The sequence below is a fragment of the Tardiphaga robiniae genome, assembly GCF_013359755.1.
In the GTDB taxonomy this organism is placed as follows: Bacteria; Pseudomonadota; Alphaproteobacteria; order Rhizobiales; family Xanthobacteraceae; genus Tardiphaga; species Tardiphaga robiniae.
The window spans coordinates 1-12,444 of the sequence record NZ_JABMCJ010000067.1; the positions used below are offsets into that span (position 1 = coordinate 1).

Sequence of the window (12,444 nt, forward strand, 5' to 3'; positions counted from 1 at the left end):
GCCTTGGGACTTTAATTCGCGATCGGAGCGTTCGTCGAGGCAAAGTGCAAGCAACCGAAAAAACACCGCAGGCGGAACGTCGGGCACTTGCTCGGCGCCTCCGAAAGTCCTGATGCACACTAACCCTGCGGAAGACCGCATCGCATCAGGCCCAAGGGTGCAACGGGCACCCGGCGTTCCGCACGCCCTCTCACAGGGGGCAGGGAATGCAAAAGACGACGGCGCCCCCGCGCCGCAAACAATGGGGGCGATGACGCATGTCTGAAGAGCAGTGGCTGTTTGACAGTTGAATCTGCGATGAGGCCGTAGGATGGGTAGAGCGCAGGCGCATCTTGCGCCGGAGCGAAACCCATCACCAACATCAACATACGGTGGTGATGATGGGTTTCGCGAAGACGCTCTACCCATCCTACATTTCTACGGCGGTCGCCTAATTCAGCACGCGCTTCCCGTCCGGTCCGTCCAGCGAAAACAGCGGCACGTCGATCTCGAACGGCTCGCCGGTATCGGTCACCATCTGATAGGTGCCTTCCATGAAGCCGGACGTCGTCGGCAGCGGCACGCGCGATGTGTATTCGAAGCGTTCGCCGGGGCCGAGCACGGGCTGCTCGCCGACGACGCCTTCGCCGCGCACTTCCTGCATGCGGCCGGATGCATCGGTGATGATCCAGTGCCGGGTCTTCAACTGCACGGTCTCTTTGCCAGCATTGGTGATGACGACCGTATAGGACCAGAAGAACTGTCGCTTCTCCTGCGACGAGCTTTCAGGCATGAAATTCGGTTCGACGGTGACTTCGATCTGTCGTGTGATGGCGCGGTACATGGCGGTGTCATCGTTCAAAATGCGTCGCAAGCATAGCGAAAAACACGTTACCGGCCAAATCCAGGGAAAATCGGCGTGGAGTGCTGCGCGGAACGGCGGCAACCCATCGCGGTTTCAACATAGTTACCGCATAATCGATCCCTGATTTGGCTATGACGTGACGGATCGCCCCATGCAGATGGCCTGCGTGGTGTGGGGCGGTCGATTTTCATCATGCGACGATTTCCGTTGAGCGGTGCTGAATGACCTCTGTTGCCGACCCGATTGCCGGCCATCCCCACGCAGATGCGTCCTCCCACGTGTCCGCGTCGCGCGCCTCGACGCGTGCCGATGCCGTGTTGTTTCCCGTCGCAGGCACCGAACGCGAATTGCGCCTCGATCTGTTTCGCGGGCTGGCGCTGTGGCTGATCTTCATCGATCACCTGCCGCCGAATATCCTGACCTGGCTGACGATCCGTAATTACGGTTTCAGCGACGCTACCGAGATCTTCATCTTCATCTCCGGCTATACCGCCGCTTTCGTCTATGGCCGCGCGATGCAGGAGCAGGGCACGCTGGTTGCCAGCGCGCGCATCTTCAAGCGGGTCTGGCAGATCTATGTCGCCCACGTCTTCCTGTTCACGATCTTCCTCGCGGAAATTTCCTATGTTGCGACGCGGTTCGAGAACCCGCTTTATTCCGAGGAAATGGGGATTCTCGATTTTCTCAAACAGCCTGACGTGACCATCGTTCAGGCGCTGTTGCTGAAATTTCGCCCGGTGAACATGGACGTGTTGCCGCTCTATATCGTCCTCATGCTGTTCCTGCCGCCGATCCTCTGGCTGATGCGCCGCCGCGCCGATCTCACGCTGGCGCTGTCGGTCGGTCTTTATGCGCTGACCTGGGAATTCGACCTGCATCTGACCGCCTACCCGAACGGCGTCTGGGCCTTCAATCCGTTCGCCTGGCAGTTGCTGTTCGTGTTCGGTGCCTGGTGCGCGCTGGGCGGCGCCGTCAGGATGTCGCGGATACTGTCATCCAACGTCACGCTGTGGCTCTGCGTGGCCTATCTTCTGGCGGCGTTCTGGGTGACGCTGACCTGGTACATTCCGCAGATCCATCATCTGCTGCCGAAGGTCATCGAGCAGTGGATGTATCCCATCAACAAGACCGATCTCGACGTGCTGCGCTTCGCCCACTTCCTGGCGCTGGCGGCGCTCACAGTCCGTTTCCTGCCCAAGGACTGGCCGGGGCTGAAATCGGTCTGGCTGCGGCCGATGGTGCTGTGCGGCCAGCATTCGCTCGAAATCTTCTGTATCGGGGTGTTCCTGGCCTTTGCCGGCCATTTCGTGCTGGCCGAGGTCGCCGGCGGGGCCGGCATGCATGCCCTGATCAGCTTCCTCGGCATAGTTGTTATGTCAACCGCCGCCTGGGTGTTTTCGTGGTACAAGGGCGTCACTGTCAAAGGCGGATCCCGCGCCAAACGATCCGACGCGGATCTCGCAGGAGGGGAAGCATGAAGGCCGTTCTGCGGCTCACGATGCTGGCTGGCCTGCTGGTGGCGGCTCCTGTCCGGGCTGAACCGCCCGCGCATACCTGTGAGGTTCCCGCCTACCTCCTGACCTCCGAAAGCACCCTGCCCAAGGTCGAGGCTGCGGCCAAACCGGGTGGAAAACTCGATATTCTGGTCGTTGGCAGCCGATCCTCGGTGATCGGGGTCTCAGACCACTCCGCAGCCTATCCGAACCGCCTGCAGGCCTATCTGAAGGAGAAGCTACCGGGCGTCGAGGTGAACGTGGCACTGGAGCTGCAGGTCAAGAAGACCGCCGAGGAAATGGCCCCGACCCTGGAACAGCTGGTGACGGACAAGAAGCCGAACCTGGTGATCTGGCAGACCGGAACCGTGGATGCCATGAAGCAGGCCGACGCCGACGACTTCCGGAACGCCCTGGATGAGGGCGTTGCCGCCATGCAAAAGGCCGGAACTGACGTCATTTTAATGAATCTGCAGTACAGTCCGCGCACGGAGACGATGATTTCCGGCTCCGCCTACCTAGATAATATGCGTGTGGTGGCGCAGCAGCACGACGTCCCGCTGTTCGACCGTTTCGCCATCATGCGGCACTGGAATGAGAGCGGTGATTTTGACCTGTTCAGCGCGTCGCCCGGCATGGAGCTGGCGAAGCGGGTGCATGATTGTCTTGGCCGGGCGCTTTCGACCTTTGTCGTCGATGCGGCCAAGATCAAAGCAGCGGATTTGAGGATTCAGCGTTAATGAGTTTCGTCGGCCATTTGTCTCGCTTTGCTGTCGTCGCTGCCTTTGCTGCTTCCACGACCTTCGCGCTCCCGATCTCATCGTCCGTCGCTCACGCGGAAGCGGCGCAGGCCGCCCCGGCTGACAGCAAGGGCGCCGACCAGGGCGTTGCGGCGAATGATCCCGCGGACGCCGCGAAGAGGGGCGTCGCTGCGAAAGCCATCGACAGGGTCAAGGAAGTCGCAAAGACCGCGACCGATATCTTGAGCCGCGTCCCCTGCCGTACACCGAAAGGCGGCATGAAGGCGATGGGCGCGCTGCCGCATGTGGCCAGCAAGCTCGTGGCCGGCAAGCCCGTGGTCATCGTTGCGTTCGGCTCGTCCTCTACCGAAGGCTACGGTTCGACGGCGCCCGAATTCACCTATCCGAACCGCCTTGCAGCGCAGCTGCATCGTGCTTACCCGTCGGCCAACATCACCGTGCTCAACCGCGGCAAGGGCGGCGAAGATGCGCCGGAAATGATGGCGCGGCTGCAGAGCGAAGTGATCAATTCGAAGCCTGATCTCGTGATCTGGCAGGTCGGCACCAATGCGGTGCTGCGCAATCTCGATCCCGGCGAAACCGGCAAGATGGTGGAAGACGGCGTCGCCCGCATTCAGGCAGCCGGCGCCGATCTGGTGCTGGTCGATCCGCAATATTCGCCGCTGGTGAATACGCGGCCGGAAGGCACCAGCAAGATGGTTTCGCTGCTGCACAAGGTGGCCGAACTGCGCAAGGTCGGCATCTTCCCGCGCTTCGAAGTGATGAAGGAATGGCACGAAGGCCAGCAGATGTCGTTCGACAGCTTCGTCATTGCCGACGGCCTGCATATGAACGACTGGGGCTATGCCTGCTTCGCGCAGTTGCTTGGCGACAACATCATCAAGTCGGTCGGCCAGGTGAAGCTCGGCATCAACGAGCCGCAGATTCAGCAGGCGCAGAAGCCGCTGTAAGTTCGAAGAGGGGCGAATGCCTCTCAGCCGTCATTGCGAGCCCGCGAAATTCGCCTTCGGCGATTTTCGCTGAGCGAAGCAATCCAGTCTTGCTTGAAAGAAAGTCTGGATTGCTTCGTCGCAAGTGCTCCTCGCAATGACGATGGAGAGATTGGCTACGCCTTCGCCAATGCCGCTTCGAGATCCTCGATCAGATCGTCACGATGCTCGAGGCCGGCCGAGAAGCGGATGAAGCCTTCCGTGATCCCGAGTTCGAGCCGCGCTTCCAGCGGCAGGCGCTGATGCGTCGTTGTCGCCGGATGCGTGACCAGGCTCTTGGCGTCGCCGAGATTGTTGGAGATGCGGGCGACTTTCAGCTCGTTGAGGACGCGGAATGCAGCTGCCTTGCCGCCCTTCACCTCGAAGCCGATCAGCGTCGATCCCGCACGCATCTGCTTCTTCACCGTTGCTGCCTGCGGATGATCCTCGCGGCCCGGATAGATCAGCCGCGAGATCTTCGGATGCTGCGCCAGCACGTCGGCGATCGCCGCGGCAGTCTGCGTCTGCCGTTCGACACGGATCGCCAGCGTCTCCAGTCCCTTCACCAGCGTCCACGCATTGAACGGCGAGATCGAGGGGCCGGTCTGGCGCAGATAGTTGTGAATATGCTCGTCGATGAACTCCTTCGACGACAGGATGATGCCGCCGAGGCAGCGACCCTGTCCGTCGATATGCTTGGTCGCCGAATACACGACGACATCTGCACCGAGCGCCAGCGGGCTCTGCCAGAGCGGCGTCGCGAATACGTTATCGACAATCAGTCGCGCACCGCCGGCATGGGCGATGTCAGCGATGGCTGATATGTCGAGCACGTCGAGCGTCGGATTGGTCGGGCTTTCGAGAAACAGCGACTTGGTGTTCGGGCGCATCGCCTTCTGCCACTGGTCGAGGTCGAGTCCATCGACAAGCGTGAATTCGATGCCGTAGCGCGGCAGCAGCTCTTCGATGACGTAGCGACAGGAGCCGAACAGCGCCTTGGCGGCGACGACGTGATCGCCCATGCGCAGCGGCGCGAGAATGGCGGTGGTCACGGCGGCCATGCCGGTGGCCGTCGAGCGTGCAGCCTCCGCACCTTCGAGGTCGATCATGCGGCTCTCGAACATCGACGTATTCGGATTCGAAAAGCGCGAATAGATGAAACCGGGATCTTCGCCCTTGAACCGCGCCTCGCAGGCTTCTGCGGTCTCGTAGATGAAGCCCTGCGTGAGGAAGAGGGCTTCGGACGTCTCGTTGAATTGCGAGCGCAGCGCGCCGGAATGAACGAGCCGGGTTTCGGGGCGATAGGACTTCGTAGACATGTGACCTCCAACGTACCCGCGTAACACGGGCACAAAAAAAACCGGCCTGGACGGACGTCCTCAGGCCGGGATCGCATGCTGGAAGGACATGTGTCCCCGGCCTGTTTAGCGACTTATTTTACGTGGCTGCAAGCCGGCCGGCTCAAATCACCACGGGATAACGATGTGCATATTCCCGCTTGCCCTTTTCGTCAAGGCGGGGCTGAGATAACCGGTAAAGTCGCTATTTTTCAGTGTATTCTCGCTGAAGGACGACCGAAGGACGAGACCTGTGCCGTTTACGCTTGCCCCCGATGCCGATGGAATTCTGCCCGACCGCATGATTGCGGCGATGGCCGATGCCGGCCTGATCCTGCCGGAATATCCCTTCGTCGAGAGCCAGATTCAGCCCGCCAGCCTGGATCTGCGGCTCGGCTCCATCGCCTATCGCGTGCGCGCCAGCTTCCTGCCGGGGCCGAATTCGACGGTCGCCGAGCGCATCGATGAGCTGAAGCTGCACGAGATCGACCTGTCCGACGGTGCGGTGCTCGAAACCAACTGCGTCTACATCGTGCCGCTGATCGAGAGCCTGGCGCTGCCGCCGAACATCTTCGCCGCCGCCAATCCGAAGAGCTCCACGGGGCGCCTCGACGTGTTCACGCGGGTGATTGCTGATGGCACCAGACGGTTCGATGTGATCGGTGCGGGCTATCACGGGCCGCTTTATGCCGAAATCAGCCCGAAGACATTTCCAGTCCTGCTGCGCGAAGGCTCGCGCCTGTCGCAGGTCCGTTTCCGCGTCGGCGATGCGGTGCTCGACACCGAGGCGCTGGAAGAACTCCACGCGCAGGAGCCGCTGGTCGACAGCGACACTGCCGACCTCAACAATGGCCTCGCGCTGTCTGTCGATCTCTCCGGCGAGAATGCCTCGGGCTTCGTCGGCTACCGCGCCAAGCGTCATACCGGCGTGGTCGATATCGATCGTCGCGGTGGCTACAGCGTCAATGAATTCTGGGAACCGATCTCGGCGCGCAAGGACGGCACGCTGATCCTCGATCCCGGCGAGTTCTACATCCTCGCGTCCAAGGAAGCCGTGCAGGTGCCGCCGGATTACGCCGCCGAAATGGTGCCGTTCGATCCGCTGGTCGGCGAATTCCGCGTCCACTATGCCGGCTTCTTCGATCCCGGCTTCGGTCATGACGGCGCTGGCGGCAAAGGCTCGCGCGCCGTGCTGGAAGTGCGCTCGCGCGAAGTGCCGTTCATTCTCGAACATGGCCAGATCGTCGGCCGTCTCGTCTATGAGCGCATGCTGGATCGTCCGGATGCCCTCTACGGCCAGCGTATCGGCTCGAATTATCAGGGCCAGAGCCTGAAGCTGTCGAAGCACTTCAAGGTCTGATCGCTCACCGCTGGTCATCGTAGCCGAGAAAGAAAAAAGGCCCGCATCGCTGCGGGCCTAAGTTTTTTCTGGAGACGAAGTAGACGATAGATCGTCAGGCTTACTGAACGAAGCCTGCGCCGAAGTTGCCCAGATTGAAGCGATAGTTCAGGCCGGCCTTGATCGTGTGCTCGTCGTTCTTGAAACCACCAACGGCGAGGGTCGGCGTGATGAAGTTGACGTTGCCGAAGTCGTAATACTGGTACTCGACCTTGCCCGACCAGTTCTGGGTGAACAGGTATTCGAGACCGCCACCAACCGTGTAGCCATCGCGGCCACCATCGCCGGCAAAGCCGTTGGTGAAGCGAGAGTCAGCCCAGGCGTAACCACCCTTCACGTAGAGCAGTGCTGGACCCCAGGTGTAACCGACACGACCGGTGACCGAACCGAGGCCGCGATTGTCGAAGTTGCTGCTGGTGGACAGGAAGCTGTAATTGGCTTCAAGACCGAACACCCAGTTCGGGGCGAACTGGTAGTCGTAACCACCCTGCACACCGCCCATGAACGTGCCGTCGTTGCTGCCGCCGAGCAGGTTGTTGTCGTTGCCCGGGAACGCGCCGCCGATGTGACCGCCGATGTAGAAACCGGTCCAGTTGTAGATCGGAGCAGCCGGAGCATAGGCCGGAGCCTTGGTGTAAGGGCGCGCAGCCAGGTCAGCAGCGGACGCCGGAGCGGCCAAAGCGACGAGGGCCAGAGCAGCGGTAGACAGTAGAAGCTTCTTCATCAGGTGTTCCTTCTCAATCCCGACGGGGGATGACGAAAGGCAACCTAGACTATTGCGCAGTGATTGCTGTCACACGCGTGCAACAGCGCCTCAAACGAAAAAGGCAGCTTTGGCGACCACGTCGCGCTTAAGACACAGCATTGCCCAAATTGATTCAGGAACTTTTCACGATGTGCGATTTTGCGTCAATCACGTTCGGATTGAAGCGCTGGAACACGACAACCGCTGATCAGCCGCGGTAACGCAACGCTTCAACCAGCGCCGCGAATGCGGATGTCGGTTGTCGGCGGCTCGGATAATAAAGGTGATAGCCCGAGAACGGTTGGCACCAATCGTCCAGCACTTGAACAAGCCGGCCTGAGGCAATGTGCTCGCGCACGCGATCCTCCGGCAAATAGGCCAGCCCCAGTCCGTTCAACACCGCCTTGTGGCGCAGCGACATGTTGTTGAACACGATCTGGCCATCGACACGCACTTTCAAGGCGCGCCCGCGCTTCTCGAACTCCCATGCATAGAGGCCGCCCATGGTCGGCAGGCGGATATTGATGCAGTCATGCGCGGTGAGGTCTTGCGGGCGTTTTGGCAGCGGTCGTTTGGCGAAATACGACGGTGCGCCGACCACGACCATGCGAAAGTCCGGTCCGATGCGGACGGCAATCATGTCTTTCGCGACCTGTTCTCCCAGGCGAACACCGGCGTCGTAGCGTTCCGCGACGATATCGATGAGGCCGTAATCGACGACGAGTTCGGCCTTGATGTCGGGATAGCGCGGCAGCAGCTTGGCAAGCGCAGGCCAGATGATCGTTTCGGCGGAATGCTCACCTGTTGTGATGCGGATGGTGCCGGCAGGCTTCTCGCGCAGCTCCGTGACGGCCGTGAGTTCGGCGTCGATCTCTTCCAGCTTCGGGCCGATCGTCCGGATCAGGCGTTCGCCAGCCTCGGTCGGCGCGACGCTGCGAGTCGTTCGGGTCAATAGCCGCAGTCCGAGCCGTTCTTCGAGACCGCGGATGGTGTGGCTGAGCGCGGATTGAGAGACGCCGAGTTTGGCGGCCGCGCGCGTAAAGCTCGCCTCTTTCGCGACGGCAAAGAAGGCGAGGAGGTCGTCGATTGTCTGGCGGGCCATTCATGAATCCGGCTGATAAGTGCGTGCAGATTATATCATCTAGTCTCATGGGCGCACGATCTCCAGATGTCGCAGGTCGGCGGCAACATCCCACCAGCGCGGGAGCCGCTCATTGGCCGGATGGCACAGGAGATTTGACATGAAGACACGCAAACTCGGACGCAATGGACTGGAAGTCTCGGCCATCGGTCTCGGCTGTATGGGCATGAGCTTCGGCTACGGGCCTCCGGCCGACACAACGGAAATGACCGCGCTGATCCGCGCAGCCGTCGAACGCGGTGTTACTTTCTTCGATACCGCCGAAGTCTATGGCCCGTTCACCAATGAAGAACTCGTCGGTGCAGCGCTCGCGCCGGTTCGCGATCAGGTCGTCATCGCCACCAAATTCGGCTTCAGGCTCGATCCCGTGACCGGTCAGCAGGTCGGTCTCGACAGCCGACCCGCGCATATTCGCGAGGTCGCTGAAGCATCGCTCAAGCGGTTGAAGATCGATGCCATCGATCTGTTCTACCAGCATCGCGTCGATCCTGACGTGCCGATCGAGGATGTGGCTGGTGCGGTAAAGGACCTGATCCGCGAAGGCAAGGTCAAGCATTTCGGCCTGTCCGAGCCGGGCGTGACGACAATTCGCCGTGCCCATGCCGTGCAGCCGATTACTGCGATCCAGAGCGAGTATTCGTTATGGACGCGCAGTCCCGAAAAGGTAGTGCTGCCGACGCTCGAAGAACTCGGGATCGGCTTCGTCCCCTACAGCCCGCTCGGCAAGGGCTTCCTCACGGGCGCCATGAATGAGAGCACGACGCTCGACAGCGGCGACTTCCGCAATATCCTCCCGCGCTTCACGCCAGAAGCGCGCAAGGCCAACCAGGCGCTGGTCGATCTGCTCGCCGAGATCGCCGGACGCAAGCAGGCGACGCCGGCGCAGATCGCGCTGGCATGGCTGCTGGCTCAGAAGCCGTGGATCGTGCCGATCCCGGGCACCACGAAACTGCACAGGCTTGAAGAGAACCTCGGTGCTGCGGTTGTCAAACTGACGGCTGGCGATCTGCAGGACATCGACCGGGCTGCTGCGAAGATCACGGTGCAGGGCAACCGCTATCCGGACAGGCTGGAGGCGATGACCGGCCGGTAGTCCGCAGGTCATTCGCTGCTTAGATCTCGCGCCGCTGCCACAGCGCCATGAGGCCTTCGCGATAGGTCGGAAATGCGAGCTTCACGCCGAGCTCGCGTTTCAGCCGCGCATTCGAGATGCGGTTGTTGCTGGCATAGAAGCTGCGCGCCATCGGGCTCATCTCGGCGTCATCGAAATTTTGCTCGGGCGGCGGCGCGATGCCCATCAGCGAAGCGGCGAATGTCACGACGTCCTGCGGCGGCGCGGGCTCGTCGTCGCACAGATTCCAGATGCCGGTCTGCGGATGTTCGAATGCAGCCGCGATGGCCGTCGCGATGTCATCCGCATGAATGCGGTTGAACACCTGGCCCGGCTTGACGATGCGATGGGCCTTGCCGGCTTTGAGGTTTTCCAGCGCATTGCGGCCAGGGCCGTAGATGCCAGCGATGCGCAGAATCGTCGCGCGATCGCCGGCCAGAGCGCGCCAGCCGGCTTCGGCATCGATACGTGCCTTGCGCCGGCCCTCGCCGGAGACCGGGGCGGTTTCGTCGATCCAGGCGCCCTGATGATCGCCGTAAACCCCGACGCTGGAGAGATAGACGATGCGCCGGACGCCGCTGGCGGCGATCCGCGCGCCGAAGGCTTGCAACACGGGATCGCCATCTGCACCGGGCGGGATCGAGACGAGCAGCAGATCGGCATCTGCGAGGCGATCGGCAATGCGGGGGTCGGCGACCTCCGGGTTGAAGACGAGCGTCTCGATATCCCGAGCAGCCGACTTGCCGGCCGTGCGGACGGTGCCGGCAATCCCGGTGAATTGACCGCCGTGCCGGGCGATGAACCGGTTTGCGCTGTAGCCGAGCCCGAATACGAAAAGACGCACGTTCATCCCATTTCTGCATGAATTCGGGCGCGCCGGCCCATTTCAAGGTCATCATTCGGGCTGCAGAGCGCGTCGGTCAAGTGCGCGACACCGTCATCTTTTGTGCTACTGCTCTGCTACGAGACCGGCGCGAATGCCGGCAGATTTGGGAAGGACAAGGCGATGGCCACCACGCTGGCAGCAGACGCATATGCGCCGCGCTACATCAAACTGAATGCGCGCGACAACGTCGCCATCATTGTCAATGATTTTGGCCTGCCCGCGGGCACCATGATGACCGGAGGTCTGGAGCTGCGTAATTTCGTGCCGCAGGGCCACAAGGTGGCGCTGGAAGATATCGCCAAGGATGCGCCCATCATCCGCTACGGCGAAATCATCGGCTATGCGTTGGATATGATTTCGGCCGGTGAATGGGTCGAGGAGGCGCGCATCCATATGCCCGATGCGCCGGATCTCGACAGTCTTGAGATCGCCAACGCGGTTCCGGAACCGCAGCCGCCGCTGAATGACTACACATTCGAAGGTTTTCGCAATCGCGACGGCTCCGTCGGCGTGAAGAACATTCTCGCCATCAGCACGTCAGTGCAATGCGTCGCCGGCACGCTCGAATTTGCGCTCAAGAAGATCAAGGCCGAGCTGCTGCCGCGCTATCCGAATGTCGATGACGTCGTCGCCGTCACGCATGGCTATGGCTGTGGCGTCGCCATCAATGCGCCGGATGCCTATATTCCGATCCGGACGCTGCAGAACATCGCGCGCAATCCCAATTTTGGCGGCGAGGTGATGGTGGTCGGCCTCGGCTGCGAGAAGCTCGCACCGGAGCGTTTACTGCCGAAGGAGGATCCCGGCAGCATGATGCGCCTTCAGGATGAGAGCAATCAGAGCTTTGGCGACATGGTGGATACGATCATCACCATGGCCGAGGCGCGGCTGAAAATCCTGAACCAGCGCAAGCGCGAAACCTGCCCGGCCTCCGATCTGGTGATCGGCCTGCAATGCGGCGGCAGCGACGCGTTTTCCGGCGTGACCGCCAATCCGGCGCTCGGCTTCGCCAGTGATCTTCTGGTGCGCGCCGGCGCAACGGTGATGTTCTCCGAAGTCACCGAGGTGCGTGACGCCATCGAATTGTTGACGCGCCGTGCGGTCAACGAGGATGTCGGCCGCGCGCTGATCCGCGAGATGGATTGGTACGACTCCTATCTGGCGCGGGGTGGCGCCGATCGCAGCGCTAATACGACGCCCGGCAACAAGAAGGGCGGCCTCGCCAATATCGTCGAAAAGTCACTGGGCTCCATCGTCAAGTCCGGCTCGAGCGCGATCAGCGGCGTGATTGGCCCCGGCGAACGCGCCACGACGAAGGGACTGCTGTTTGCAGCAACGCCGGCGAGCGATTTCGTCTGCGGCACGCTGCAACTCGCCGCTGGCATGCAGATGCAGATCTTCACCACGGGACGTGGCACGCCCTATGGGCTGGCGCAGGCGCCGGTCATCAAGGTCTCGACGCGGACTGAACTGGCGAAACGCTGGTCGGACCTCATCGATTTCGACGCCGGCCGCATTGCGTCAGGCGAAATGACCATCGAGGAAGCCGGCTGGGAGCTGTTTCAGCTGATCCTCGACGTCGCCAGCGGCCGCAAGCAGGTTTGGGCGGACAAATGGGGGCTGCACAACGATCTGGTACTGTTCAACCCCGCGCCGGTGACGTGAAGAATTTCAAGTGGGATAGGCGAAGTAATAAAACTCGTCATGCCCGGCCTCGTGCCGGGCATCCACGTCTCGGCCATGAACTCAGGAAGACGTG

General features: G+C 61.5%; 11 protein-coding genes and 1 riboswitch. Of the genes, 6 read left to right on the forward strand and 5 right to left on the reverse strand.

Translation table 11 applies throughout. The features are described 5' to 3' along the window. Positions 1–430: 430 nt before the first annotated feature. Positions 431–823, reverse strand: coding sequence for a Co2+/Mg2+ efflux protein ApaG (gene apaG / locus HP556_RS03120; protein WP_089266768.1), 393 nt, complete (start codon positions 821–823; stop codon positions 431–433). A gap of 242 nt (positions 824–1,065) precedes the next feature. On the opposite strand from apaG, the gene HP556_RS03125 reads away from it, so the two are divergent. Genes HP556_RS03125 through HP556_RS03135 form a run of 3 tightly spaced genes read left to right on the forward strand, consistent with a single transcriptional unit; the run spans position 1,066 to position 4,048 of the window. Continuing rightward, on the forward strand, positions 1,066–2,322 hold the full coding sequence (locus HP556_RS03125; protein ID WP_175365880.1) for an OpgC domain-containing protein: 1,257 nt from the start codon (positions 1,066–1,068) through the stop codon (positions 2,320–2,322). Beyond that, positions 2,319–3,077 (forward strand): SGNH/GDSL hydrolase family protein, encoded by a 759-nt coding sequence (locus HP556_RS03130; protein ID WP_175365881.1) that lies wholly within the window; start codon positions 2,319–2,321, stop codon positions 3,075–3,077. Before HP556_RS03125 ends, HP556_RS03130 begins: the two co-directional genes overlap by 4 nt. After that, a complete protein-coding gene (locus tag HP556_RS03135) occupies positions 3,077–4,048 on the forward strand; it encodes an SGNH/GDSL hydrolase family protein (protein ID WP_175365882.1) in 972 nt (323 codons plus the stop codon). Before HP556_RS03130 ends, HP556_RS03135 begins: the two co-directional genes overlap by 1 nt. Before the next feature lie 155 nt (positions 4,049–4,203). Here HP556_RS03135 and HP556_RS03140 read toward each other — a convergent pair whose 3' ends face one another. Then, the gene (locus tag HP556_RS03140; protein WP_175365883.1) at positions 4,204–5,385 is read right to left on the reverse strand and encodes an O-succinylhomoserine sulfhydrylase; all 1,182 of its coding nucleotides are present in this window, start codon (positions 5,383–5,385) and stop codon (positions 4,204–4,206) included. An 84-nt stretch (positions 5,386–5,469) separates the two neighbouring features. Further along, positions 5,470–5,549: riboswitch (SAM riboswitch) on the reverse strand. A 107-nt stretch (positions 5,550–5,656) separates the two neighbouring features. On the opposite strand from HP556_RS03140, the gene HP556_RS03145 reads away from it, so the two are divergent. Further along, positions 5,657–6,763 carry a 2'-deoxycytidine 5'-triphosphate deaminase gene (locus tag HP556_RS03145; RefSeq protein WP_068737579.1) on the forward strand — a complete coding sequence of 369 codons (1,107 nt, stop codon included), beginning with the start codon at positions 5,657–5,659 and terminating at the stop codon, positions 6,761–6,763. A 100-nt stretch (positions 6,764–6,863) separates the two neighbouring features. Here HP556_RS03145 and HP556_RS03150 read toward each other — a convergent pair whose 3' ends face one another. Both HP556_RS03150 and HP556_RS03155 read right to left on the reverse strand, forming a co-directional pair. Then, positions 6,864–7,526 carry an outer membrane protein gene (locus tag HP556_RS03150; RefSeq protein WP_093758063.1) on the reverse strand — a complete coding sequence of 221 codons (663 nt, stop codon included), beginning with the start codon at positions 7,524–7,526 and terminating at the stop codon, positions 6,864–6,866. A gap of 229 nt (positions 7,527–7,755) precedes the next feature. Next, a complete protein-coding gene (locus HP556_RS03155; RefSeq protein ID WP_175365884.1) occupies positions 7,756–8,649 on the reverse strand; it encodes a LysR family transcriptional regulator in 894 nt (297 codons plus the stop codon). 139 nt (positions 8,650–8,788) lie between these two features. Here HP556_RS03155 and HP556_RS03160 point away from each other — a divergent pair, with 139 nt between their 5' ends. Continuing rightward, the gene (locus HP556_RS03160) at positions 8,789–9,781 is read left to right on the forward strand and encodes an aldo/keto reductase (RefSeq protein ID WP_175365885.1); all 993 of its coding nucleotides are present in this window, start codon (positions 8,789–8,791) and stop codon (positions 9,779–9,781) included. A gap of 19 nt (positions 9,782–9,800) precedes the next feature. On the opposite strand, the gene HP556_RS03165 is transcribed toward HP556_RS03160, so the two are convergent. Further along, entirely contained in the window at positions 9,801–10,643 is an 843-nt protein-coding gene (locus HP556_RS03165) for an NAD-dependent epimerase/dehydratase family protein (RefSeq protein ID WP_175365969.1), read from the reverse strand. A 162-nt stretch (positions 10,644–10,805) separates the two neighbouring features. Between HP556_RS03165 and garD the strand changes: the two genes are divergently transcribed. Then, complete coding sequence (gene garD / locus HP556_RS03170; protein WP_175365886.1) at positions 10,806–12,350, forward strand: galactarate dehydratase; 1,545 nt, start codon at positions 10,806–10,808, stop codon at positions 12,348–12,350. Positions 12,351–12,444 lie beyond the last annotated feature (94 nt).